Origin of the sequence: Mastigocladopsis repens PCC 10914 (genome assembly GCF_000315565.1) — a bacterium.
Classification (GTDB): domain Bacteria; phylum Cyanobacteriota; class Cyanobacteriia; order Cyanobacteriales; family Nostocaceae; genus Mastigocladopsis; species Mastigocladopsis repens.
In genome coordinates this window covers 3,218,290-3,242,836 of record NZ_JH992901.1, presented here as the reverse complement: position 1 = coordinate 3,242,836, position 24,547 = coordinate 3,218,290, and the positions used below count along the sequence as shown (strand labels likewise).

At 43.7% G+C, this 24,547-nt stretch carries 29 protein-coding genes and 1 tRNA gene; 10 read left to right on the top strand and 20 right to left on the bottom strand.

Features of this window, described 5'->3' with window-relative positions:
* Window positions 1-420 (bottom strand): 2Fe-2S iron-sulfur cluster-binding protein, encoded by a 420-nt coding sequence (locus MAS10914_RS30330; RefSeq protein ID WP_017317070.1) that lies wholly within the window; start codon window positions 418-420, stop codon window positions 1-3.
* 88 nt (window positions 421-508) lie between these two features.
* On the opposite strand from MAS10914_RS30330, the gene MAS10914_RS0116575 reads away from it, so the two are divergent.
* Window positions 509-595, top strand: a tRNA-Ser gene (locus tag MAS10914_RS0116575).
* A gap of 25 nt (window positions 596-620) precedes the next feature.
* Here the strand turns inward: MAS10914_RS0116575 and MAS10914_RS0116570 are convergent.
* Complete coding sequence (locus tag MAS10914_RS0116570) at window positions 621-983, bottom strand: DUF5615 family PIN-like protein (protein WP_017317069.1); 363 nt, start codon at window positions 981-983, stop codon at window positions 621-623.
* Window positions 980-1,210 carry a DUF433 domain-containing protein gene (locus MAS10914_RS0116565; protein WP_017317068.1) on the bottom strand — a complete coding sequence of 77 codons (231 nt, stop codon included), beginning with the start codon at window positions 1,208-1,210 and terminating at the stop codon, window positions 980-982. The genes MAS10914_RS0116570 and MAS10914_RS0116565 overlap by 4 nt, the downstream gene beginning before the upstream one ends.
* Window positions 1,211-1,322: 112 nt before the next feature.
* Here MAS10914_RS0116565 and MAS10914_RS0116560 point away from each other — a divergent pair, with 112 nt between their 5' ends.
* Window positions 1,323-1,700: a hypothetical protein gene (locus tag MAS10914_RS0116560; protein ID WP_017317067.1), complete on the top strand. Its 378-nt coding sequence runs from the start codon at window positions 1,323-1,325 to the stop codon at window positions 1,698-1,700.
* Window positions 1,701-1,880: 180 nt separating this feature from the next.
* Window positions 1,881-2,858: a GUN4 domain-containing protein gene (locus tag MAS10914_RS31620; protein WP_017317065.1), complete on the top strand. Its 978-nt coding sequence runs from the start codon at window positions 1,881-1,883 to the stop codon at window positions 2,856-2,858.
* A 110-nt stretch (window positions 2,859-2,968) separates the two neighbouring features.
* Here MAS10914_RS31620 and MAS10914_RS0116545 read toward each other — a convergent pair whose 3' ends face one another.
* The 6 genes from MAS10914_RS0116545 to MAS10914_RS0116520 all read right to left on the bottom strand — a co-directional run bounded on the left by MAS10914_RS0116545 (window position 2,969) and on the right by MAS10914_RS0116520 (window position 6,294).
* On the bottom strand, window positions 2,969-3,322 hold the full coding sequence (locus MAS10914_RS0116545) for a four helix bundle protein (RefSeq protein WP_017317064.1): 354 nt from the start codon (window positions 3,320-3,322) through the stop codon (window positions 2,969-2,971).
* Between the two features lie 17 nt (window positions 3,323-3,339).
* Window positions 3,340-3,639: a nucleotidyltransferase family protein gene (locus MAS10914_RS0116540; protein WP_026082605.1), complete on the bottom strand. Its 300-nt coding sequence runs from the start codon at window positions 3,637-3,639 to the stop codon at window positions 3,340-3,342.
* A 31-nt stretch (window positions 3,640-3,670) separates the two neighbouring features.
* Window positions 3,671-3,937 carry a hypothetical protein gene (locus MAS10914_RS0116535; RefSeq protein WP_017317062.1) on the bottom strand — a complete coding sequence of 89 codons (267 nt, stop codon included), beginning with the start codon at window positions 3,935-3,937 and terminating at the stop codon, window positions 3,671-3,673.
* On the bottom strand, window positions 3,927-4,190 hold the full coding sequence (locus MAS10914_RS0116530) for a Txe/YoeB family addiction module toxin (RefSeq protein ID WP_017317061.1): 264 nt from the start codon (window positions 4,188-4,190) through the stop codon (window positions 3,927-3,929). The genes MAS10914_RS0116535 and MAS10914_RS0116530 overlap by 11 nt, the downstream gene beginning before the upstream one ends.
* Window positions 4,165-4,455 (bottom strand): hypothetical protein, encoded by a 291-nt coding sequence (locus MAS10914_RS0116525; protein ID WP_017317060.1) that lies wholly within the window; start codon window positions 4,453-4,455, stop codon window positions 4,165-4,167. The genes MAS10914_RS0116530 and MAS10914_RS0116525 overlap by 26 nt, the downstream gene beginning before the upstream one ends.
* 366 nt (window positions 4,456-4,821) lie before the next feature.
* On the bottom strand, window positions 4,822-6,294 hold the full coding sequence (locus tag MAS10914_RS0116520; protein ID WP_017317059.1) for an SWIM zinc finger domain-containing protein: 1,473 nt from the start codon (window positions 6,292-6,294) through the stop codon (window positions 4,822-4,824).
* 209 nt (window positions 6,295-6,503) lie between these two features.
* Between MAS10914_RS0116520 and lpdA the strand changes: the two genes are divergently transcribed.
* The 3 genes from lpdA to MAS10914_RS0116505 all read left to right on the top strand — a co-directional run bounded on the left by lpdA (window position 6,504) and on the right by MAS10914_RS0116505 (window position 9,287).
* On the top strand, window positions 6,504-7,934 hold the full coding sequence (gene lpdA, locus MAS10914_RS0116515) for a dihydrolipoyl dehydrogenase (RefSeq protein WP_017317058.1): 1,431 nt from the start codon (window positions 6,504-6,506) through the stop codon (window positions 7,932-7,934).
* Window positions 7,935-8,034: 100 nt separating this feature from the next.
* Window positions 8,035-8,934, top strand: coding sequence for an indole-3-glycerol phosphate synthase TrpC (trpC, locus tag MAS10914_RS0116510; protein WP_026082603.1), 900 nt, complete (start codon window positions 8,035-8,037; stop codon window positions 8,932-8,934).
* A 101-nt stretch (window positions 8,935-9,035) separates the two neighbouring features.
* Window positions 9,036-9,287, top strand: coding sequence for a DUF5340 domain-containing protein (locus MAS10914_RS0116505; RefSeq protein WP_017317056.1), 252 nt, complete (start codon window positions 9,036-9,038; stop codon window positions 9,285-9,287).
* A 554-nt stretch (window positions 9,288-9,841) separates the two neighbouring features.
* Here the strand turns inward: MAS10914_RS0116505 and MAS10914_RS0116500 are convergent.
* From MAS10914_RS0116500 to petM, 6 genes are all read right to left on the bottom strand, one after another.
* The gene (locus MAS10914_RS0116500; RefSeq protein ID WP_017317055.1) at window positions 9,842-10,033 is read right to left on the bottom strand and encodes a DUF2949 domain-containing protein; all 192 of its coding nucleotides are present in this window, start codon (window positions 10,031-10,033) and stop codon (window positions 9,842-9,844) included.
* A 516-nt stretch (window positions 10,034-10,549) separates the two neighbouring features.
* On the bottom strand, window positions 10,550-11,101 hold the full coding sequence (locus MAS10914_RS0116495; RefSeq protein WP_017317054.1) for a DUF192 domain-containing protein: 552 nt from the start codon (window positions 11,099-11,101) through the stop codon (window positions 10,550-10,552).
* A 137-nt stretch (window positions 11,102-11,238) separates the two neighbouring features.
* Window positions 11,239-11,925 (bottom strand): response regulator transcription factor NblR, encoded by a 687-nt coding sequence (gene nblR / locus MAS10914_RS0116490; protein WP_017317053.1) that lies wholly within the window; start codon window positions 11,923-11,925, stop codon window positions 11,239-11,241.
* Window positions 11,926-12,211: 286 nt separating this feature from the next.
* Window positions 12,212-13,129 (bottom strand): NAD(+) kinase, encoded by a 918-nt coding sequence (locus tag MAS10914_RS0116485; RefSeq protein ID WP_017317052.1) that lies wholly within the window; start codon window positions 13,127-13,129, stop codon window positions 12,212-12,214.
* A gap of 100 nt (window positions 13,130-13,229) precedes the next feature.
* Window positions 13,230-14,216, bottom strand: a complete 987-nt coding sequence (locus MAS10914_RS0116480; protein ID WP_017317051.1) for an SDR family oxidoreductase — start codon at window positions 14,214-14,216, stop codon at window positions 13,230-13,232.
* Between the two features lie 139 nt (window positions 14,217-14,355).
* Window positions 14,356-14,469 (bottom strand): cytochrome b6-f complex subunit PetM, encoded by a 114-nt coding sequence (gene petM / locus MAS10914_RS0116475; RefSeq protein WP_017317050.1) that lies wholly within the window; start codon window positions 14,467-14,469, stop codon window positions 14,356-14,358.
* A gap of 122 nt (window positions 14,470-14,591) precedes the next feature.
* Between petM and pdxA the strand changes: the two genes are divergently transcribed.
* The 3 genes from pdxA (at window position 14,592) to MAS10914_RS34305 (ending at window position 16,638) form a co-directional block, all read left to right on the top strand.
* Complete coding sequence (gene pdxA, locus MAS10914_RS0116470; RefSeq protein WP_017317049.1) at window positions 14,592-15,692, top strand: 4-hydroxythreonine-4-phosphate dehydrogenase PdxA; 1,101 nt, start codon at window positions 14,592-14,594, stop codon at window positions 15,690-15,692.
* Window positions 15,693-15,820: 128 nt separating this feature from the next.
* On the top strand, window positions 15,821-16,345 hold the full coding sequence (locus MAS10914_RS0116465; protein ID WP_017317048.1) for a hypothetical protein: 525 nt from the start codon (window positions 15,821-15,823) through the stop codon (window positions 16,343-16,345).
* Between the two features lie 125 nt (window positions 16,346-16,470).
* A complete protein-coding gene (locus MAS10914_RS34305) occupies window positions 16,471-16,638 on the top strand; it encodes a hypothetical protein (RefSeq protein WP_017317047.1) in 168 nt (55 codons plus the stop codon).
* Window positions 16,639-16,940: 302 nt separating this feature from the next.
* On the opposite strand, the gene MAS10914_RS0116455 is transcribed toward MAS10914_RS34305, so the two are convergent.
* Window positions 16,941-20,354, bottom strand: a complete 3,414-nt coding sequence (locus tag MAS10914_RS0116455) for a HEAT repeat domain-containing protein (RefSeq protein WP_017317046.1) — start codon at window positions 20,352-20,354, stop codon at window positions 16,941-16,943.
* A gap of 16 nt (window positions 20,355-20,370) precedes the next feature.
* Window positions 20,371-20,736 carry a CU044_2847 family protein gene (locus MAS10914_RS0116450; protein ID WP_017317045.1) on the bottom strand — a complete coding sequence of 122 codons (366 nt, stop codon included), beginning with the start codon at window positions 20,734-20,736 and terminating at the stop codon, window positions 20,371-20,373.
* 390 nt (window positions 20,737-21,126) lie between these two features.
* On the opposite strand from MAS10914_RS0116450, the gene MAS10914_RS0116445 reads away from it, so the two are divergent.
* Window positions 21,127-21,621 carry a rhodanese-like domain-containing protein gene (locus MAS10914_RS0116445; RefSeq protein WP_017317044.1) on the top strand — a complete coding sequence of 165 codons (495 nt, stop codon included), beginning with the start codon at window positions 21,127-21,129 and terminating at the stop codon, window positions 21,619-21,621.
* A 65-nt stretch (window positions 21,622-21,686) separates the two neighbouring features.
* Here MAS10914_RS0116445 and MAS10914_RS0116440 read toward each other — a convergent pair whose 3' ends face one another.
* From MAS10914_RS0116440 to trpB, 3 genes are all read right to left on the bottom strand, one after another.
* Complete coding sequence (locus tag MAS10914_RS0116440) at window positions 21,687-22,310, bottom strand: ribonuclease H-like domain-containing protein (RefSeq protein WP_017317043.1); 624 nt, start codon at window positions 22,308-22,310, stop codon at window positions 21,687-21,689.
* An 85-nt stretch (window positions 22,311-22,395) separates the two neighbouring features.
* Window positions 22,396-22,944, bottom strand: coding sequence for a CAP domain-containing protein (locus MAS10914_RS0116435; RefSeq protein WP_017317042.1), 549 nt, complete (start codon window positions 22,942-22,944; stop codon window positions 22,396-22,398).
* A gap of 340 nt (window positions 22,945-23,284) precedes the next feature.
* Window positions 23,285-24,526 (bottom strand): tryptophan synthase subunit beta, encoded by a 1,242-nt coding sequence (gene trpB, locus MAS10914_RS0116430; RefSeq protein WP_017317041.1) that lies wholly within the window; start codon window positions 24,524-24,526, stop codon window positions 23,285-23,287.
* Between the last annotated feature and the right edge of the window lie 21 nt (window positions 24,527-24,547).

The following is a 24,547-nucleotide window of genomic DNA, read 5'->3' as shown; positions in this document are numbered from 1 at the left end:
CTAATCTTCGTCTAACGGCAAACCTGCTCGCACTTTACCTTTAGCAAAAAAGCGCCCAAACTGGAGTTCGTAGACTTCATCTTCGTCCTGTGTCTCCACCTCCAAATCGGAACGGGCATAACTGACGCACAACAGAGCATAACCTTTTTTCTGCAACTCTGGCGACAGTCCGATCGCTTCCGGTTGGTAAATTTCTCCCGACAGCACCCGCACCGCACAAGTGGTGCAAGCCCCATTTCGACATAAAAATGGCAGTTCCACCCCTTGTTTTTCGGCTGTATGTAGGATGTAGCGGTCGTCGGGGACTTGTATGGTGTGTACTATGCCTTTAGCGCGTTCGCCTTCTCCTGGCGGAGACGCTGCGCCAACGGCGCTGCACTTTGTGCAATCATGAACTTTAACAGTGTATGTCTCGGACATCTGTATTTTGGATTTTGATTTGGGATTTTAGCTTAAATTTAGTTGCAGTTTAATTGATTTCATTCTACAATCGTAAATCGTGACCCAAGGAGAGATGGCCGAGTGGTTGAAGGCGCAGCACTGGAAATGCTGTTTGGGGGCAACTTCAACGAGGGTTCGAATCCCTCTCTCTCCGTTCAATAATATCTCTAAGATGGAGACTAGATTGGTAATATTCTTGCCTTAGCCTTTGCTTCATCCACTGTGACTAAAGCGCCCATTTCTAATTCCTGGTGAAATTGACGTAAAGCATTAATAACTAAATCACCTAACTTAGCTGGGAGAATATCTTGTGAGCGCACTTGAATGACACTAGGTGCATCTGCTTGAGTTGTTGCTAGCAATGTACCAAAATCTAAGTCATGGGTGAAAACAATATATCTATGCGTAACTGCCCATGCGATGATGATCTTGTCTGTAGCACCAGGCTCACCAACTTTTGACGAGTGGACAGCCTCAATACCGACACTTTCCAACACTGGAACCCAGCTAGGAGAAAGATTCATATCAATTAAAATCTTCATGCAGAAGCAAGCGGTACTTCAATTTCTTCTACACGCCATGCAGCATAAGCAAGGGCTTCATAAATATCTTCATGTTCTAGGTAGGGGTAAGCCTGAAGAATATCTTCTGGCGTATGTCCTGCTGCCATTAAACCGACAATTGTACCTACAGTAACACGCATACCCCGTATACAAGGTTTGCCACCCATGACTTCTGGGTTGAATGTAATTCGCTTTAGTGGTTTCATGAGCTGCCCTTCTTTAGTTCCTAAATTTCCGGAAGTGTCTACTGTTTGATTGGTATGTACATACAGTAGAATTTTCGCAAGCGTAAATATTATTCACAACAAAATTAGCATTATGGCAGATACAGCAGACGTTAAACTAACCATTAGTTTTACCAGTCCAGACTTGGATGCCGAAGAAAAAGATCAGGAAGTCCAAAAGCTGCTATCACAGATGAAAGACTTGGATGAAGTGGAAGCAGTTGACCGAGTGGTTGACCCCAACACGCTAGAGGGAACCAAGTCGATGACAGCCTGGGTAGTAGGTCAGTTGATAACTTTTGTCAAGCCGGACAATGTGAAGCAAGTTTGGGGGTTTTTGAGCGATCGCTTGGGCAACAAAGCCATTGAGGTAGAAGCAGAAGCAAACGGCAAGAAAGTTAAGATAAAAGCTAGCAGTCGTCAAGAGTTAGAAGCAGCAGTCAAGGCAATACAGGAACTTACCAACCCTTAAGCAGGAAAACATGGCGAAAGTTGCATTACTAATAGGAGTTAGTGAGTAAGAACCTGGCTTAAACCCGTTGGCTGGGGCTGTTATGGATGTCGATGCTATGCAGCGAGTCTTGCAGCACCCAGAGATGGGCGACTTTGCACCAGGCGATATCAAAGTACTGAAAAATCCCGAGAAGCACTGATGAGTGATGCTCAACCTCAATTCGATGTCTTCCTTTGCCACAATAGCGAAGATAAGGAAGCAGTCATAAAAATTGCAGAGCAATTAAAGGATGAACATAATATTGAACCTTGGCTAGATGATTGGGAGTTACGACCTGGTTTTCCTTGGCAGCCGGAACTAGAAAGGCAGATTGCTCACATAAAGTCAGCAGCAGTTTTTGTTGGTAAGAGTGGGATTGGTCCTTGGCAAAGTCAAGAAATATATAGCTTTCTAAGTGAATTTCACAGACGACAGTGTCCTGTTATTCCTGTGCTGCTTTCTGATGCTCCACAGCAGCCTCAACTTCCAATTTTTCTTAAAGGTATGACTTGGGTTGATTTTCGGGAACAGACACGTGTTTATACTCCTGCAATGGATAAACTGATTTGGGGTATTACTGGGATAAAGCCAAAGACAAGAGTGAAGGTGATCCCACAAAATCAAACTCAAAACACTGGGCAAAATAAAACAGATGATTCAGGTGATGACCTCAAAAGTGAAAAAGGCTTAAACTACACTAAGCTGCGAGATTTACTAGCAGCAGGAAAGTGGAAAGAAGCTGACTATAAAACCTATCTAGTGGTGCTACAGGCTGTAGGTCGCAAGGAAAATGACTGGATAAAGGATAAAGAACTCTTAAACTTTCCCTGCACTGACCTCCGCACAATTGACCAACTATGGGTAAAGTACAGCAATGGACGCTTTGGCTTCAGCATTCAGAAGAAAATTTATCTTAGTGTCGGCGGCAAGCCCGACGACAAGTATGATCAGGAAGCCTGGAAAAAATTAGGCGATCGCGTGGGTTGGAGAGTTAAGGAAAACTGGATCTCTTATGAGATGATAACTTTTAATATAACTGCCCCAAAAGGACACCTCCCTTCCTTGGGGTTTGGTTATGGTTATGAGTGTTTCTTCTCTCGCATTGGTTGGTCTCTTCTCTCGCATCGAGACTTGTAAAGTTTAACATTTAAGCGTTTCAGAATGTTCTAAATATTTATTGCAGCTTCGTTATCAGTGACCAGTGACCAGTTATCAGTTACCAGTTATCAGTTACCAGTGACCATTTATTAGTTATCAGAGATTCTAGTTTTCTTGAGGATTGAGAAAAGGATTTTTGATATCTCTTCGGCATTTTCATAGATACTGTTAAATGCTTTGTCATCAATATACCCTGTGTCTTTTAACAGGGACAACCAATACTTAGTTTCAAGACATTCTTTGTAAGCAATAGAAATTTTTGCAGAAAATTCTGCTTGTGATATTGCTCCATTTGCCTCCGCTATATTCGCTCCAATTGATGTTCCACTTCTAATTAATTGTTTTGATAAAATAAATTCTTTTTTCTCTTGAGTCAAATATTTATAAGCATTTACAATCCTGATAGCAAACTTATACGCCTTCTCATATACCAAACTGTTCACTGTTCACTGTTCACTGGTCACTGATAACTGATAACTGTAATCGCCTCTTGTTCTATCGATGCTCGAATTTGAGGCTTGAGTGATTTCCATCTGACCAAATCTACTTTTCTTCCCAAATGATCCTCTAGATAAAATTTCACATCCATGTAGTGATCAAAGGTGACTGGAGGTTCAAACTCAACCAAAATATCAACATCACTAGTGGGTGTTGCTTCATCTCGTGCTACAGAACCAAACAATGCTAAAGATCGCACACCCAACTTTTTCAACTCAGTTTGATGTTGCTTTAGAGTTGAAAGGATTATGTCACGTTGCATATAGAGCATCTCAATTTGAGCAAGCATACTGTCATTCTGGCATGATTTTCTCTTCGTCTAGTCCTGTTGAGAGGACTTTTGCTATGCAGCCTTGAGTTTCTAACCCTTGGCGGAAGAGTGTTTGATACTCGTGGATGAGTGATTGATACTCATGGGTGAGGTTCTGATAATCGTCCATAAGACTTATAGCGATCGCACCATTAGGTTTCAAAGGTGATGGTGCAAAGTGCGGTTTCCTAATAGAGCGATTGCGCGGAGCGCACGCCGTAAGGCGATCGCAAACTGCTTCAGTCATCATAGTGAAATCGACAACTCAAAATGATAATTTCAGTTTCAGTCACTTTATATACTAAACGATGTTCATCTGTAATTCGTCGTGACCAATATCCGCTAAGTTCATGCTTTAGAGGTTCAGGTTTGCCAAGTCCAATAAATGGTTGACGAAGAATATCGTTAATCAGGGTGATGATCTTGCGATGAATTTTTTTATCTTGTGTTGTCCAGTCGTTGAATTGTTCAAATGCCTCAGGAGCGAATGTTATATTCTTCATTCCATTCCTCAGGTGTAAAACTGACCAAGTTGGTTTTTGTTTCAATGTTTTGGATAGCAGTCATCAAGTGGTAACGATTGGCTTCAGTAGACAGTAAATACTCTGTCTCATCTTGTTGAATAGATTGGTTAGTATTTGTTTCATCAACATCTTTTGTAACTAAAACAATCACTTCAACAACAGTTCCTTCTGCTAACTCAGATTTTTGAATCTCGATTTTGCCATCTTTGCCAACGACCACTTGCTGTTTAATGCCACTTAACACGATTAAACCCTCATGATGCTGTATGTCATATTAGTTTTAGCTTAACTTGGTATGAGAGTGAAGTACCCCAACTTACTTCGAGTCGTCTTGGGGCTTCCAATTTCAACTCAACTTAGGGACGGTTTTATTCGTCTTTTGGGCTTCCCGCTTCATCAGGCGATCGCGTAGATTGGAAAGTTAGGGACAACTAGATCACTAAACAGTTATCAGTTATCAGTTATCAGTTACCAGCCTTTCCGTTCACTGTTCACTGTTCACTGTTCACTGGTCACTGTTCACTGTTCACTGTTCACTGTTCACTGTTCACTGTTCACTGTTCACTGTTCACTGGTCACTGGTCACTGTTCACTGTTCACTGTTCACTGGTCACTCCATACCCCGTTGCTTGAACAACTCCATCAGCTTACGTTTACGGGCGTGACTCTGCACCAATTCTGCCCGATATTTAGACCAGTCTGCTTTCCTCCCAGATTCTAAGTAAGCAGCGCGGACTTTTTTGAGCCACTCAATTGCGTGGTGGTAGTATTCTGCTTTACCTGCATCCATAATTGACTCGGCACGGCGAAGGGCATTTGCAATCACCCAATCAGGGTTGTGAGGTATTGCAGCGTCCATCACTCGGTAAATGACTGTTGAATGATAAGAACTGAGTTCGGTGACGGTGGCTATGGCATCGTCAATTAACCCCTCATGCAAGAATATATCAACCTTCGCCTCTTCTGTTCCCCAACCTCCATAGGTGTGAAGTCTTTCCAACAGTTCTGTTTTGACACTTGCCCAGCTTTCCCCAGCCAAGTCCTCTATTTTCTGGTAGTCTGCAAAGGAAGGTAAAGCTAGGAAAGCTGCTTTTTTGGCAGATAAAGCTGCTGGCTTGTCTCCCAACCCTTCAGCCAAATCACTTGTCCAGGTTCCAAAGTCGTACTGGCAATTCCCCGGTAATTTCAATCCCATCTCAGCAATATGTAATGCTTGCTGCAATCCCTCCTGTTCTTGCAGTGTTTTAGCTAAGGCAAAGGCTTCCTCCATTGAGGACATTTGGGTTTGTGCTGCGTCAATTGCTTCCTCAACTTGACCTAATTGACCAAGCATTGTCAGATATTGTTGCGTTTGCCCTTCCGCTTGTGCCAGATACAGGTATTCTTGGTAACGTTCCTGACGTTCCAGAATTTTCAACCGAATCATTGCCAAATCATCAGCGTAATCTGGCGCTTCTCCCTCCCATGCTCCCTCTGATGTGATATTACCTTGAAAAACCCGCACCAGTGGAGGGTAATCCCAGCCTTGGTGCAACGCCTCTAGTGCTAGTCCAAAATCAGCATCCCACTCGTCCTGCCAACTTTCTAACTTGACCTGGATATCGGTTTTTTCTTCCGGTGTGAGTTCAGCAGTGAGAATTGCCTCAGCCCAAGCTTCATTCAATGCCGTTACAATCTCTTCGTTATCAGCACCGTAGTCAGCTACATCTTCCCAATTTTCCACACAAGCAGAGGCGATCGCCTCCAGAATAACTAGGGTGCTATTTCCATCTCCTCGTTCACAAAAATCCACAGCAGATTGCACTAAACTGAGCAATTCTTCGGCAATGGGGTCATCATCGTACCCGTCTTCCCAGTAGCGTAACGCATTTCTGAGAATCTGCCGAACCTGTTGCCGATAAGGAGCCGGATCAACGGTATTGCGGCGAACTGGTGCTGCTGTAGTTACTAGGTTCACATGGTGCGAAATTTCTTCCATCAGTTCTGGATGCTTTGCCACAAGTTCTTGCAGCAATCGTTGGGTTTGCACATGATCCAAGCGATCCAGTAGTTTTTCTAAAGAAGGACGCGGCTCAGTTGACATAATAGTATGTAGTCTGTATTTTTTATACTTAGATTTTTAAATAAGTGTCACTAGTATTTTAGGCTACAATAAGGACTCACGAGCATCTATATTCATTCGCTGGTAGCCTAAATCATAAAATTGATTTGGCAACAGCCTACAATTAAGGGACTTGCACTGATTGCTTGGTCAGTTAAGAATAAATAGGCGAAGCACACGGGGAAACTAACGTGAGTCATGGGTTTGATTACGATTTAGTGATTATAGGCGCTGGAGTAGGCGGACACGGTGCTGCCTTACACGCCGTTAGCTGTGGTTTGAAAACAGCCATTATCGAAGCAGCAGACATGGGCGGAACCTGTGTCAACCGGGGCTGCATACCATCTAAAGCACTGCTGGCGGCATCTGGACGTGTGCGGGAATTACGCGATGCCCATCACCTCAAGTCGCTAGGAATTCAACTGGGAAGCGTGGGGTTTGATCGACAGGCGATCGCCGAGCATGCAAACAATCTCGTAGCTAAAATACAAGGTGACTTGACCAACAGCCTCAAGCGTTTGGGAGTTGATATCATCCGAGGTTGGGGTAAGATAGCAGGCATACAAAAAGTCTCCTTCACAACAGAGCGCGGCGAAAAAACTATTACAGCCAAAGATATTATTCTTTCCCCCGGTTCTGTACCCTTCATTCCTCCGGGTATTGAAATTGATGGCAAAACTGTCTTCACCAGTGACCAAGGTGTCAAACTGGAATGGCTGCCAGATTGGGTGGCAATTGTTGGGAGTGGCTATATCGGCTTAGAATTTTCTGATGTTTACTCAGCCTTGGGGTGTGAAATCACCATGATAGAAGCCCTCGATCAGCTGATGCCAGGATTTGACCGCGACATTGCCAAACTTGCCGAACGGGTTCTGATTACTAAGCGCGATATTGAAACGTATGTGGGGATATACGCGAAGAAAGTCATCCCCGGTTCACCCGTGGTTATTGAGTTAGCCGACTTCAAAACAAAAGAAGACGTAGACGTGTTGGAGGTAGATGCTTGTCTGGTTGCAACAGGACGCATCCCAGCGACACAAAATCTGGGTTTGGAGTCTGTGGGTGTGGAACTTGACCGTCGGAAGTTTATCCCGGTGAACGACAGCATGGGAGTGCTATCAGCAGGTGAAGCGGTTCCCCATTTGTGGGCAATTGGTGACGCTAACGGCAAAATGATGCTGGCACACGCTGCTTCTGCTCAAGGTATCATCGCAGTAGAAAATATTTGTGGACGGCACAAGGAAGTAGACTATCACAGTATCCCCGCAGCAGCGTTTACCCACCCAGAAATCAGCTACGTGGGTATGACCGAATCCGCAGCGAAGGAAAAAGGCAGCGCCGAGGGATTTGAAGTAGGAACGACAAAGAGTTACTTCAAAGGGAATTCTAAAGCTTTGGCAGAAGGTGAAGCTGACGGCATGGCAAAGGTTGTCTATCGCAAAGACACAGGCGAAGTTTTAGGCGTCCACATCTTTGGCATACACGCCTCAGATTTAATTCACGAAGCCTCAGCTGCGATCGCTAACCGCCAGTCTGTCCACACCCTCGCTCATTTGGTTCATGCTCATCCAACACTTTCCGAAGTACTAGATGAAGCCTACAAACGAGCAATTGCCTCTTAGTCATTTGTCCTTTGTATGTGACAAATGTAGAGACGTGCCATGGCACGTCTCTACAATTAATGACAGCGTGTCTCTACAATTAATGACTCTTAACCAAATTATGCAAATCCGTCGCCGTAGACCTAACCCAGCTGTTGCTGTATCCACAATGCGGTATCAGGTCGCCATACCTGATGCCCAGCCAAACAACATTTTAGAAGAAATTGTTTGGCATAAGGAAGAAGAAGTTGACCAAATGCGGGAAAAGCTGTCTTTGCAGGAGTTGCAGCGTCAAGCGCTTGAAGCACCTCTTCCCCTTGATTTTGTGACAGCTTTGCGGCAAGGCAAAACAAAGCCAGCTTTGATTGCTGAAGTCAAAAAAGCCTCTCCCAGTAAAGGAATTTTACGAGAAGATTTTGAGCCTGTGGAGATTGCGTTAAAGTATCAAAAAGGTGGTGCGAGTTGTCTTTCGGTTCTCACTGATGAAAAGTTCTTCTCTGGCAGCTTTGAAAACTTAGCCCGGGTACGCGCCAAAGTAGATTTACCCTTATTATGCAAGGATTTTGTCATTTATCCCTACCAAATGTACATGGCTCGTGTTCGAGGTGCGGATGCTGTCTTGTTGATTGCGGCTATACTTAGTGATCAAGATTTGCAATACTTCGTCAAAATTGCCAAAACCTTGAAAATGGTAGCTTTAATTGAAGTCCATACCTTAGCAGAACTTGACCGTGTATTAGCTATAGATAGCGTATCACTGGTGGGTATTAATAATCGCAACTTGGAAGATTTCTCTGTGAATGTACAAACAACTTGCGAACTGTTGGCAGCAAGGGTAAAGGAATTGCAGCAAAGGAACATTGTGGTTGTGAGCGAGTCAGGATTACAGACTCCCGATGATCTGACATTGATAGAACAAGCAGGAGCATCCGCTGTCCTCATTGGAGAGTCTCTGGTAACACAACTAGATCCAGAAATAGCGATCGCCAACCTTTTTGGCAAATCTTCAACCCCCGCATAATTCAGGCTTTAGCCAAATAGTTTTTGCCTATGTAACAATTCATTTAATGACAAAGAACTTCTGACGTATCCAAAAATCTAAAATTAATTATCAATTTCTTCATGGAGCAAATTCCTCTGCCTTCACCTATCCACTACGAACTGATACTGCAACTGTTAGAGAGACAAACCATGCTAGCAGTCAGCAACAATCCGGATTTGCGGCATCAGGTGAATCAGCTTATTATTAGCCTGCGTAAAGCAGTTGTACAACAAAAGCAATTGGAAGAAATTTGCCAGTCTTCCTCTGTTGAGATTGATCACCGTTGGTCGCTCAATCATCTAAACACTGAGGATGTTGCTGCTCCCGACTGATGAAGAAAGGCAACCTAAGTTTTGCCTGACACTAACCTTATAATTGGGCAAGTTTTAGGCAAATTAGTTAACGAGAATAGGAAATCGTGAGTAAGGACACAGGAGTGCTGAGTCGAGATTTAGGCAGCATTTTCCCGACTCCCCACTCCCGAAATCCCAGATTTTTCATGGAGCTAGTGAGTCGTTAGTGGTTCATTCAATACGGTTCAGTTAACGGTTATTTGTGACTATTCCATGAGTAGACTTCTTGCACTCATTCTGGTTTAAAGATATTTGGAAACACAGATGTAGACGCCCAGAGGACGCCTACATCTGTGTTTTTTTCATAAACATTGAGTGCATGGGACGCCTGGACATATGTATCTCGCCTAAAAACAATCTTATCTGAACCGCATTGGTTAGTAGTTCATGCTAATAATAAAGCGAGTTGAATTATCAACTCGCTCTTTTTATAAGTAAATTTTATCTTTTTTATTTCACACATTAGCCTTTGTAAAAGGCTGAGTCCCAGTCTATGTAGCATAGTTCGATTCTCCCGAATGAGCTAATCATTCCTATGCTGTTTCCAGCCAATCATATATTTGTTCTAACTGTTCTAGGCTAATCAACCCATATTGCCAAAGAATCATCGGCAAAGGACCAGGATCTTGCTCTCGGTGACGAAGAGCGACTGCAATGGAAGCTGCGGAAATTGCCAAATCTTCCTGCAAAAAGTGAATAAATCTAGAATACGTTGATGGTGACATTTTATATTCCACTTCCTAATATATTGTGTACTTTATATTTCAGTTCACCATTTTTGACTCATTGCAAGTAGCGAATCTTTCACCTGTTACAGTGCTTGTACTAGGTAGATGCCCCAGCAAAGTTTGTCTGGTGTTCTTTAAAAAAAGCGTTTTATGAAAAAATAGAGAATAGCGGCAGTTGTCTTATCCAGTCTTAAGCAGCACAATCCCCAGGTAAAGCTGGCTTTATTCTTTGTACTTCAGTGCTATAGTTAACTACAACTGTAATAAGGAATATTCCTTAGCTTATCCTCCCTTATCGACTACTCTTTACACGTATGTCAAAAGGAAGATTTTTTGTTATCTACTATAAAATCTGCTGTCCAGTCTCGGAACAACAAGGCTTCTGGCAATCAGTACTGTATTAAATACTAGCCTCAGAATAAACTTTTTTACCAGACTAGGTAATCAGTTTTTATAGAAATATTACAAAAGCAATGTTATGTTAAAGTTTGGATGTAGGAAAGACCCAAATTTTTATTTCCGCGAAGAACTGGAGTCTAAGAATTCAATTTTGACACGAGAGCCAACCTTTAAACCCAACTCCGTCGCTCGTCCAGAACGCAGTTCAATCACTTGGTTAATTGGTGTTTGGGGACCATAGGTGGGACAAGGATCGCTATTGCACGGAGGTGCGGAAGCAGCAATATACTGCACTATCCCATCGCGCATAAAAACCATATCCAGTGGTACGGGTACATTCTTCATCCAGAAACTGGCTGGGAACGGTGATGGAAAAGAAAACAACATTCCCCGATTCTGTGGCAAAGTAGGTCGATGCATCAACCCCATAGCTTGCTGTTGGGGTGTCCGCGCTACTTCTAATTGAATTTTTGTCCCATCAGGAACAATCGCCACAGCTGAAATCGGTAGTTGTTGACCCGCATTCGTCGTAAGTGGTCTATCCGAATACATTGGTGCTTGAGCTTGAGTAGGCGTAACAGAGGGAGGAACTGCTGGTGTTGGAGGTGAACAGCCCGCTAGCAAAATGCCCAAAATTATTGACAGCAAATATAACCGACTAATCATAGCACTTTTCTCATTAGTCAAAAAAATTATGAATGATAAATTCTAAAACTAGAGGCTCTCTATTATTTCATAATTCATGATTCAGCACTCATAATTTATCATTCTCCCCAATCTCCCCCGATCTCGCCCACTCCTGTTCAAGTTTCCCTTAATACGTAACCCACACCCCGCACAGTTTGAATGAGGCGCTTTTGACCTTCATCTTCTATTTTCAGTCGCAAGTAGCGAATGTACACTTCAATCACATTCGACTCGCCCATAAAGTCGTAACCCCAAACATTTTCCAAAATTTGTTCGCGGGTTAATACCTCACGGGGATGTTCCATCAGATACTTGAGCAATTCAAATTCCTTCATTGTTAAGTCAATTGCCCGTCCATTGAGTATGGCGCGGCGGGTTGCTATATCTAATACTAGGTCGCCAAAACGCAACTGCTCGGAAGTATCGATATCAGGCTTTAAGTATAGGCGAACCAGGTTCAAAAAGTCCTCGGCGCGGTAAGGCTTAAGAAAGTAATCGTCAGCTCCTGCTTCTAAGCAAGCTACACGATCATCAACAGTATCCCTTGCCATCAGCACTAGGACAGGCGATCGCATTCCAGTGGTTCTGAAATTTTTACACAGCGAGAGTCCTGATTCTCCTGCTAGCATTCGGTCAATCACTACTAAAGCTGGCTCGCGATCGCGGCTGTATTGTATACCATTTGTCCCATCATGAGCCACGATGGGGTCATAACCAGCTTCTTTCAAATCAAAAGCAAGCTGATTTGCTAGGCTCTCGTCGCTTTCAATCAGCAAAACACAAGGGTTATGAGCAAGCGTCATATTAATTTTGGATGTTCGATTTTAGATTTTGGATTTAGATTTTGGTTGGTAGAAATGCACGTTACGGGTTTTTGGTGACGCATCAATCCTGACTTGACACGCTGTCCACATACCATGTTTTAGCACGTATAAGTATCAGCCATAGGAATCAACAGATACAGTCATTTTAATCACTAATTTAGAATCTGGCTGGCATTGCTCCTGAACCTAAAGAAGAAATCATCAATAGTGACTAGTAGTACATTTGAACAACCAACCGCTAACTCATCCAAAATCTAAAATCCCGCTATGGTAATTCCACAGAGGTAGGTTTAGCAATGTGTGGTAAACCCCAACCCAGTTTTTCTCGTAAAATCCGGAAAAACTCTGGCGGTTGCAGGCGAATGAACCGGGCGCAGTAGTGGGATTTCTCTAAATGAACCTTATCCTCTGGCATAACATAGCACCCTCCGTTACCATCCACGACCATGACCAGCCGAGGAGTATTTACTGGGTAGATCTTTACTGGCTCAGTATCTGGAAACACCAACGCCCTTGAGGCTAGAGAGTGGGGACAGATGGGTACAAGCTGCAACACAGGTACACCAGGAGTCACGACCGGACCACCAGCACTCAACGAATATGCTGTAGAACCAGTCGGCGTAGATATAATCACACCATCGGCTGCAATGTCCACTGGCGCATGCCGACCAATTGCTATTTCAAAATGGCACATAGAGGTCAATGGTTCCCGATGCAGCACCATTTCATTTAAGCACAGAGCTTCCCATAGGATAGAATCTCCCCGGAAAACCTTGATAGTGAGCATCGCTCTTTCCTCAATTTCATAATGACCCAAGAGCAACTTTTCTATTGCTTGAGGCAATTGATTGAGGTAAGTTTCTGTCAAAAACCCCATGTGACCAGTATTCACCGTTAACATTGGGATACCACAGGGGGCTACCAAACGAGAAGCAGCCAGAACTGTACCATCTCCACCTAACACCACCGCAAACTTCATTTCTGAATCAAATCCAGGCGGTGTTAGTCCCTCGATTGGGGTGTGGCATACGGGACTGTCGGGAGTAGAATAACCCAATATTCCACCTACGGCTGATGTGATGCAGACATCCCACCCTGCAGCGGTGAACTTGTCTTTTAGTTCGATAGCGATTCGACCCGCTATCGGCTTAACGTCATTGTAGATAATGCCTGCTTTGGGCACACTCAAATATCCAAGTATTGGCGACGTGCTTTATTACGTTAATCGTGACACATTTTGGACGATTTAGTCATTATCTTTTGCTATTTGTCATTAATGATGATTAACTGTTAACTTTTTTAAATGGTGACCTTTTCGGTTTCTGTTTTTTGGGCTGAGTTTTCTCGTAGTCCAACTCTTTGAGTTTCTTCATAATTCGGTTGAAGTACTCTTGCAGGTAACTTTCTAAGGTAGTGGTTTCATTTGGATCTAATCCAAAGACCTTGTAAACTTCTTCCATTGGCGCGTTTAGTGGTCTACCACTTGCCAGTACTTCTGTAAAGGTAAGTCTGTCTGCTACGTTCCAGCCCCACTGAAAAAAGCGTATGATGTGGCGTATGGTACGCAGTAAGTTGATTGGCATCCGTGTGACCCGCGCTTCTTTTCCAGACAAACGTTCACACAGGCTAATGATTTCCTCTGCACTCCAAGCACGAGTTCCCACCACCGGAAAAGTTTGCTTTTGAGTTTCTGGAACCTTCAAGGCGCGGATGGCAAACTTAGCAATATCCTGAGTATCCATATAGGCAATGGGAGAAGACTCACCTGTTACCCAAACAGGCTGTCCTTCCAATATGGGAATTCCATATTGACCAATCAAGCCTTGCATAAAGCCAGCCAGACGCAATATGGTGTAATTTAAACCAGATTCAGCCAAAAATAGTTCTGTACACCGCTTGATTTCCATCAGCGGTACTTCCGGATACTTTTCGACATCCAATATAGAGAAAAAGATAAAACGCTCTACACCCGCAGCAACAGACGCTTGTATCAAAGATACCTTGCCCTCCCAATCCACTTGTCTGATACTGCGTGAATCTGTAGGACGAGATGTTGACACATCAATGACTGCTGTAACACCTTCAAGTGCTGCTGTTAGTGTCTGAGGGTAACACAAATCTCCCGGGACGAGTTCTGCACCCCATTCTTTTAGAAATGTGGCTTTCTTGGCACTCCGGACAAGACAGCGGACTTTATACCCTTCATCGATCGCACGACGAGCCACTTGTCTTCCTAAGGTGCCAGTGGCACCAATTATTAATAATGTCATGAGAGCTTTTTACAAAATTTAAACTTTTATGAATAAAATCTTATCAGAATCATCTATGCAAACAAAAGTTTACCTTCCTCGAACAAGCCTGTGAGACAGAGAGACTCTAATATAGCCTCTCGCCTCAATGAACGTCTCCCTAAAGGGATTCCTCTTCTCCACCCTGAACTTTGAGCAACAACTCACCCAAAGCCCAGCCTACAAAGATTAAACCGAACGACAACAGAGCTGCATTTAAAATTTCACCACTCATTAGTGCAATTCTCCTTTGCAAATTGTTTAATTAAGTTAAGTCTACCAGAGCCTGAAAGAGCTGCCATAGTATTAGATACATGTAAAATATTGTAAAGCTATATTGCTTGTACAATTGTCTGTATGTACAAATTTCATGAAAAAAAAATAACATCACAAGTAGAGAATCGCCCACGCTTGGCACTCACTTTGGGAGATCCAGCCGGAATTGGATCAGAAGTGATTTTGAAAGCTCTCACAGACCCGGAAGTTAGCAAAAGCTGTGACGTGACAGTGGTAGGTAACCGGGATTTACTAGTAGAGACTTATACCAAACTGAAAACCAAAAACTCTGAGCCTCTAGCAAATCCAACAAAGCTCTCAATACTGGATGTGCCGTTAGACAAGCACATACAGAGTGAAATTATCATCGGGACGGGTAATGCGGCAAGTGGTGCGGCTAGCTTTGCCTATATGGAAACAGCTATCGCCTCCACGCTTACAGGACAATTTGATGCTATCGTCACAGGCCCCATCGCCAAATCAGCCTGGAAGGCGGCGGGGTATAATTATCCAGGTCAAACAGAACTTTTAGCCGAAAAATCGGGCGCAAAACGTGTGGGAATGTTATTTGTAGCGCGATCGCCCCACAGTGACTGGACACTCCGCACACTGCTTGTTACCACACATATTCCTTTAAGTCAAGTTACCCAAGTACTGACACCGCAGTTGATGACAGAAAAACTTGATTTACTGGTAGAGTGCTTGGAGAAAGATTTTGGATTACAAAGAGCAAGGATAGCGATCGCAGGTTTGAACCCACACAGTGGCGAACAAGGACAATTAGGACAAGAAGAACAAGATTGGTTAATTCCTTGGATAGAGCAAGAACGTAAAAAACGCCCAAACTTACAATTAGAAGGTCCAATTCCACCGGATACAATGTGGGTCAAGCCGGGTCAAGCTTGGTATGGTAGCATTGAGCCTTCAAAAGCCGCCGATGCGTACCTTGCACTGTACCATGACCAAGGCTTAATACCCGTAAAGCTGATGGCATTTGATAGAGCTGTCAATACTTCTATTGGTCTTCCTTTCATTCGCACCTCACCGGATCACGGGACGGCGTTTGATATTGCGGGTCAGGGAATTGCTGATCCGACGAGTATGAAAGCAGCGATACAGTTGGCAGCTGAGTTGGTATCCCAGAGGGTCAAAGCAAAGGCTGTAAAAGCCGAAACTGAATAGTAAAACGGTCTAATTTTCAAGAAAAAAATCATACGTTCTCGTATGTATTAAAAAAATCAATAAATTTAACCGTGAAGACTAGTAATGATACTATTGACCACGGTGTCTTTTATTCATGAGGAGAAACGATGAGTAATAGAAATAACCTCCTTCGCAATGTTCTGGTAGGTTCAGGAGTCGCTGCTGTTGGTGCAATCGGAACTAAAGCAGCAGTAGATTATTTCCGTAACCGTGGACAAGAAGAAGTCGTTGATGAAAGCCAAGGCGATGCTGAAGCAACCTCTCCAGAAGAAGTGGCTTATGCAACTGTGGAACAAAGTTCTGTTCAAGACTTCCTTGATAAAAGCTTTGGTGATCCAGGTCGTTACACTCCCAATCGTCCGCCTAAGATATTCGATTATCAAGGCAAACAATACATGGTGATTTGGGCTTATGACAACAAGCAACAAAAAAATCAAATGTTGGCGTTCCTTTACACAGACCAAGGTCGCAAAATGATTGCCAGTGTTGGATATACAAATCAAAAAACAGATTATAATCTCAACCTACAAGGTACGCCTTTTGCGGTTGAAGTGAATAATCAGAAATTGACATCTGGTCAGTCAGAAACTGGCGGAACGAGCGACGTTGACTTTGTTTTAGCTGCTGCGTAGTTGAGCTTTTTTTGATTTTATAGGGTGGGCAATACCTACCCTAGGATGGACTCTTACTTATTTTTTTGTTCAAGCTAGACTAGTTTTTAGAGCCAGAACTCCTATTTCTTAGTGATTGTCTGTGTATGGCTACTTTTGCAGCAGTTACTCCCAAACGTTTTACGATCGCTGACTATCACCGCCTCATTGAATTGGGGTTTCTTACAGAAAATGACCGCGTAGAGTTAATTCGGGGAGAACTCATGCAAATGGTAGCGAAAGGTCAGCGGCTCCTCCGGAGCATTGCCCGTTAAAGATGCATCACCAAAGCTTGTCTCATGAAGGTGGACATAAATAAACGTCACTATGTCATTGCGAATGGAGCGAAGCGGAATGAAGCAATCGCAAGTGCTTGGGATTGCTGAGTCCTGAGCCTACGGCACGGCTGAGTGCTTCGCACACGCCAAGGGCGAACGCCGAACGGACACGCTGCGCGTTGGCGGAGCCTGCGCTTTGCGCTTACGCTTCACTTCGTTACGTATGCCCTCCGGGCACGCTACGCTAACGCAATGACAGGCATTAAATCAATCTAAATCAAAAAGCGAAAAGACAAAATCTAAAATCGGATGTGGCGCTTCACAAATGCCCATATGGGTATGAATTTCACTAACTCAGGATAGACAGGAATCAAAGGCTTTCCCCGTTCGCTGAGTAGTCCCTGCTTGCTGAATCGGATCGCCAATGTCCTTGCTAAGACAAATATGTCACGATCATAAATGTTTATTTCAGGGAATTGGATCAGCTTTGCCAAAGTTTCTGGATTGCCAATTTTACCCAAAGCATCTGCCGCGTTCGATCTCACGTGCGAGTCTGAGTGGTTGAGGGCAGCAATTAAAGCATCTACACCTTGGGAGGAGCCAATTTTACCCAAAGCTGATGCCGCGTTCGATCTCACGTACGAGTCTGAGTGGTTGAGGGCAGCAATTAAAGCATCTACACCTTGGGAGTTGCCAATATAAGCCAAAGCAGATGCCGCGTTCCTTCTCACGTCCCAGTTTGAGTCGTTGAGGGCAGCAATTAAAGCATCTACACCTTGAGAGGAGCCAATCTTAACCAAAGCTGATGCCGCGTACCATCTTACGCCCGAGTCTGAGTCGTTGAGGGCAGCAATTAAAGCATCCACAGCTTGGGAGTTGCCAATATCACGCAAAGCAGATGCCGCGTTGCTTCTCACGCGCGAGTCTGAGTGGTTGAGGGCAGCAATTAAAGCATCTACAGCTTGGGAGTTGCCAATATTACCCAAAGCAGATGCCGCTTGGCATCTCACGACCCAGTTTGAGTGGTTGAGGGCAGCAATTAAAGCATCTACACCTTGGGAGTTGCCAATATAAGCCAAAGCAGATGCCGCGTTCCTTCTCACGTCCCAGTTTGAGTCGTTGAGGGCAGCAATTAAAGCATCTGCCGCGTGGCTTCTCACGACCCAGTTTGAGTGGTTGAGGGCAGCAATTAAAGCATCTACACCTTGGGAGTTGCCAATATTACCCAAAGCTGATGCCGCGTTGCTTCTCACGTCCGAGTCTGAGTCGTTGAGGGCAGCAATTAAAACATCTACAGCTTGGGAGTTGCCAATCTTAACCAAAGCATTTACCGCATAGATTCTCACGTACCAGTCTGAGTCGTTGAGGGTTTCTCGCAGCTTCTGGCACATCTGCGAGTTGACTTGACCGAGCATCACAACAGTTGATGTGATGAAACTAGCATCTCGTGATGTGATAAAATAGGGATCTAAGTAAGACTGCCAAAACTGGTAAATCCTGTTGATAATCTTAGCAATCAAAGGATGATTATTTTCTTTGCATTCAGCAGCAGCACGACCAGCCAATAACAACAGCGTTTTAAAAATATCATCTTTTTCATTGGTGATAGCTTCCAGCAAGGGAATTGGATTTTCCATCAACCCCGCGAGTAAAGTCAAAGTTTCATGCCAGTCGTATTCCCAGAAGTGTTCTCTCGCCAACGCAATACCATTACTGGCATTCTTCAAATAAGAAGCCGTCAAATACTCCTGAAAAGTCCGATGGAGGAACAGGTATTGCTCTCCTTGCCTTGCCAATTTTTGGATGATGCCATCTTCCTCACACAGTTCTTTCATTAAATTGGCGGCTGTGGCATTTCTGAAATCACTGCAACTCTCACCTCGCAGAAATTTTTCAATTTTGTCCCGCAGTTCCCGTAGCGAAAAAATTTCTTTGCCTTCGCAGCTAAATTGATATGCCAGTGATTCTAATAATTGAATTTTGGCGATAACCCAACCATCAGACGATGATTGTCTATGATTGTCACTCCGCCATTTGCTCAACATATAATCCACGGCTTTTGCATAAACCTGAGTCCGTTGTGCAGGAAGTGTCAGCCCTTTTTCTTGATACAAACTACACAGCAAGGATAAAAGTAAGGGATTTTGTGCTAATCCTGTAATTTGGGGTTTATGCCGCAATTCTTCAATGAGTTTCTCTGCTGAAACCGAATCATCCTCAATGTAACCCGCAGCATTGGTGAACCAGGTTTCAATATACTGTTCTGTTTGCTTTTGGCTAAAAGGGACGATTTCCACTTCCTTAGCACTTTCCACAAAAGCGCCACCATAACCCACAATTCGGGAAGTGCAAATTATCGGACAGGGATAATTTTTGGTAAATCGGTTCAGCTTTTCTTTTAAGTCATTGCGATGTTCTTTTAGCACTTCATCTAAAGTGTCTAAAAGCAGCAGACATTTGCCATTTTTCAATTTCTCCTCTAATAAATGCTTGACCAGTGGTGCGGTTTTCGGGTAGTCTCTTTGTATGATAGGTATTATTGTGTCTATAATTTCACCCGCTTGTTCATCTAAATCAGATAGCCTGATAAATAGCGGAAATATCACATCATCTATAACTCCCTCTCCTACAAGGAGAGGGTTGGGGTGAGGTTTGGCTCCCTCTGCTTGCACAACAGGATTAGCATGAGTTCTAGCTAATAACTTCTGCCTTTGTGCTTGAGCCGTTAACCCAGCTTCCATCCTTAATAAAGTAGATTTTCCCATACCTGGGTCAGCCAGAACCATAATTTTTTGATTCTGTTTTTTTGCCTCTTCCCAGTCAACTTGTGTCCGCTGAGATTCTTCACCCATGCGTTTGAGGGCGTAGGCGCGTTTGAGTTCGGCTTCAGATTCCCCATATTCCCAGAAGTTTTCTACATCTTTGCGTTTTGTTTCCAAGCTGACTTGAATGGGAATATATTGTTCTTTCAGGAGAATTGGCTGCTGGGTGTGGAAAAGCTTAATGTATTTAAAATAGTCTTCAATCTCTTGCAGGAATTGACAAACAGCATTTTTCTCTGGCTCTAGTCCTAGTTGGTCTAATTGGGCTGTAATATTGTCCCAGCGAATGACATAACTTTCATCGCTTTTGCTGCATTGGATAACACCCACCACTCCACCTAATTCTTCAGCAAAAACTGCTCCGCCACTCGTTCCAGACTCCACCTTGGCATCAATTCGATGCGAGAGAAAAGTAGATGTTTCCTGAGGGAGTTTATTCCAAGAGTTAGTAAATTTTATTTCCTGAGTCCCATAAGTAGAGACAGTCTTGAGAGGCGCACTGCGATCAATACTTTGAGCAGAGACAGCGAACCCTTCGGGAAAATTTTTCTTTTTAGCAGGCGGAAATCCATAGACTGTTACCGATGTTGATAGCTGTTGAGGATTGATAATCGGAACAATCGGAACTGCCTTGGCATTTGTGACATTTATTTTGAGAATAGCAATATCAATCTCTGGGTTTGAAAGTTCTTCGCACCACTGCGCCTCGTAAATTTCGCCGTGATACTCTACCTGGAGTGAATCCAACAAATAGATAACATGATGACAAGTCACCAGATAGCCATCAGGGCGGATGATGAATCCAGAACCCGCAATCTCTCCCTTGGGCGAATTAGGGTTGAGAATTTTCACCATCGATTCTCTGAGTTGATCCAAGGTGTAATGACTCATGGTGAGAACCCAGAAATTAAGGAGTGGGCGGTATTTGCTGTTTAGCTTTACTGAAATCCCACTCTATAGTGACTTTAACATTAGCTTGTGCTGTTCCCTTGGTCACAAAGGGAACTCCTGTTTCTCCTCCTGCTTGTAAACCAAATTCCAATGTCACCTTAGTTGGTGCGGTGGTATGAGTTATTCCTTCTTTCACACTGTCTAGTACCAGTTTTGAATAGCTGCGTACAGTACTGACTGTCATTTTTGTCAATCTTTCGGTTCTTTCTTTGATGTCATCAATATATCCAACAGCTTGAAGTTCATCACTGTCTTGCTCGTCGTATTGGATATAAATTTCTTCCCCATCAGCACCAAGGATTGTTGTGATTTTTTCAGACATTTCTGTTGTTTTTCTATGTATTTTTTATTAGGAAATTATGGAAGCAAAAGATAATGACATAAAAATTAATACAACTTATTCTTAGTCAGCAACTCCGGTAAGCCAGTCTACCATTAGACGGAGATTGCCAATCTTCATTCTCAAGAAAGAGCAATTGGAGTGCTCTTCTCAGGTAAATTTTGGACAGTGAATACAAATCTTGCAAAAGCACTTAGTGAATTAGGCGTTGTGTTATCACGCTGTTTTCCTCTTAAATAGAGGATGAAAGGGCTGTAGAGGGTGTGCTGACTAATTTGGAGACGCGCAGTCAGAGCGCGTTTGTTTGTATGTTAGCGCACAAAGGCTTTTGCGGCTTTTGCAAGGCGTCTAATCTAATTAGGGAGGAACACGATGGAATCAGCGAAGAATACTGTGGAATCAGCGAAGAATACTGTGGATAATTTAGTAGGCGGCGTTATTCCCCCACAGCCACCAATTGACCCACAGTCTAATGTTCATGTCCTCAAATCTCGTTTGGAGTGGGGCGAACCTGCTTTTACAATTCTAGATGTGCGCGATCGCGATGCCTATAATTTAGGTCGGATCATGGGCGCGATGCCTTATCCAATCGATGAATTGGTAGACCGAGCTGTACCATCTTTGGCAAAAAGCCGTGATATCTACGTTTACGGTCAAAATGACGAAGAAACTGCTCAAGCTGCACAATTGCTCAGAAGTGCCGGGTTTGAGCATGTATCTGAACTTAAAGGCGGTTTGGCAGCATGGAAGGCAGTCGGCGGTCCTACCGAGGGAACGATAGAATCAAGAACTCCTGCTGGCGCAGATGACTACAATGTTGTTGATCGTTTGAAAAATCACGCAGAAACCCAACAAAAAGACGTTTAGTCATTAGTCTTTTGTCCTTTGTCATTGGTCATTTGCTATTTACAAATGACAAAGGACCAAGACTGTTAATGTTCAAACAAGTCTTTGAATTGCAACAAATCCAAGGAAACCATCGTTGGTAAACACCGGAAGCATTCTTGAGCAAGTTCCCAGCGTTCTTCTCGTTTCAGCATTTGGATTAATTTCTGCCGCACGTTAATTAAGTGGCGCACATCATTAGCAGCGTAACTCAGTTGTGCTTCGGATAAATGAGCAGCGTTTCCCCAGTCAGAACTTTGAGCGCTTTTATCGAGTTCTACCTGTTCCAACTCTTGCACAACATCCTTGAGTCCATGGCGTTGAGTGTAGGTACGGGCTAACTTACTAGCAATTTTGGTACAGAAAATAGGAGCGACATGAATGCCTAAATTGTAACGTAACGTAGCAATGTCAAAACGCGCAAAGTGAAAGACCTTAAGGACATTTGTCGCTTCTAAGAGTTTTTTTAAGTTTGGGGCTTCAGTTTGACCTTTAGCAATACGAATCGCAGTGACTTTGCCTTCACTGTTGCACAACTGGACGAGACACAAGCGATCGCGTTGTGGTACTAATCCCATAGTCTCGGTATCTACAGCGATCACTTCTGCTTGTAGATAATGAGACAGAGTAGCGTTATTAAGGTCGCGATCGCAAACCTGAAAGTCTTCCATGAATCAGATTGAGTTCGGTTAAATACCTATATTATCTACGTTTGTCGTGAGCGCTTAAGCGCTCACAACGAATCGATTCCCAGAATTATCTAGGACTGCGAAGGAAAATTTGCGTCAGGTAAACTTCGCCTTGGCTATTAGTCGCGACACCAATTCCAGTCATATTGTAACTGCCTTTGATGTTAACGAGATGGTCAGGACTGTGGAGCCAACCACTAACAGCTTCCTGAGCGGGGTCGCTATATCCTAGGTTAAAAGCGACATTTTCCGCAGCACTTCTGTAGCGAAGAGGAATAGCACTAACTCTCCTTCTAAATCCCTGATGGCTAAACGGAACTTTACCGTTAGCCATATTTTGACTATGAATCCTTGCTAGCCGAGAGATTTTTGTATTTAGGGAGAGCTTTGGCAGACCTCTAGAAGCTCGATATCGATTAATTTGGTCAAAAACTGACCTTTCTAAATCAGTAGATTTAGGACGAATAGGTGATGTAACCTGACGTGATGCAATCGACAACACCTTATTGTGGTCTGATTTATTTGTAGAGGTTTGACCTGGTATAGAAGTGGATGATAATCCACTCGCAAGGACAAGCATACTTAAAGCAATGCCAAAAGCAGTTTGTCGAAACATGGAGAATTACGTAGTGTGTAGAGTTATCAGACGCACACCCTGGTTTTTTGTTTCTTGATATACTGTATAGTTTTCAGTATTCAAGAAGTTAGCAAATCATTGCATAAGCCAAGATTTGCGTCAAGAGTTTTTAATGACAATCTTGGGAATGCATTGTTATTTAGAAAAAAACCGCCAAACTCAAAAAGTCAGCAACATATAGGTAACATAATATAGCGGATGAATTTGCTGTGGGTTTTACGTTTAACTCATACAAGACATCCGCTACAAAGTTCGTTGCTTATGATTTGCGTGTGGTTATTCTCCATACTTTGGACAACCTAAAAAGTCTTGGGTTTGTTTAGTCAGCATTTAAAAACTGAGCCACCGTTTGCACATCCTTATCGCCGCGTCCGGAGCAGTTTATCACAATCCGGGGATTGCCGCTAAGTTGTGGACACAAGGTTTCCAGGTAAGCTATTGCATGAGCCGTTTCTAGGGCGGGTATGATGCCCTCCAACCGTGAAAGCCGCTGGAAAGCTGCCAAAGCTTCTTGGTCTGTAACACTATAATACTCTGCACGACCCGAATCTTTCAAATAGCTGTGTTCTGGACCTACACCAGGATAATCTAACCCAGCACTCACCGAATGCGCTTCAATAACTTGCCCATCCTCATTTTGCAGCAGGTAACTCATTGCCCCATGTAATACACCAATTGCTCCTTTTGTCAAGGTTGCTGCGTGTTTATCTGTATTGACTCCTTCACCAGCAGCCTCCACACCAATTAACCGTACAGACGGCTCATTGACAAACTCATGAAATAAGCCCATCGCATTTGAACCACCGCCAACACAAGCTAAAAGAATATCAGGTATTCCTCCCCACTTTTCCAAAGCCTGAGCGCGAGTTTCTTGTCCAATCACCGTATGGAAATCACGTACCATCATCGGGTATGGATGGGGTCCGGCTACCGAACCCAAGATGTAGTGAGTCGTTTCCACATTCGTCACCCAATCCCGAATTGCCTCAGAAGTCGCATCCTTAAGCGTACCCGTTCCCGCAGCCACTGGACGTACTTCTGCTCCCATCAACCGCATTCTAAACACATTTAAAGCTTGACGTTCCATGTCGTGAACGCCCATATAAATGACGCATTGTAGTCCAAAACGAGCGCAAACTGTAGCCGTTGCTACCCCATGTTGTCCAGCACCCGTTTCGGCAATAATGCGCTGTTTACCCATGCGCTTCGCCAACAAGACCTGACCAAGTGCATTATTGATTTTGTGAGCACCAGTGTGATTTAAATCCTCACGCTTTAAGTAAATTTTTGCTCCGTTGCCATCCGGTTGGGCATAGTGTGCAGAAAGGCGTTCGGCGAAATACAATGGTGTCGCACGTCCTACATAATCCCGCAGCAACTGTTGCAATTCAGCTTGAAAACCTGACTCGTCTCGGTATTGCTGGTAAGCTGTTTCTAACTCAGCAAGAGCAGGCATTAGGGTTTCAGGAACGTACTTACCACCAAAGCGACCAAAACGTCCTTGAGTATCAGGACGTTGGGTAGTTGATTGAGAACCGGAGGGTAGGGGAGTAGTAGTCACGAGACAAGCTAGAATGACATA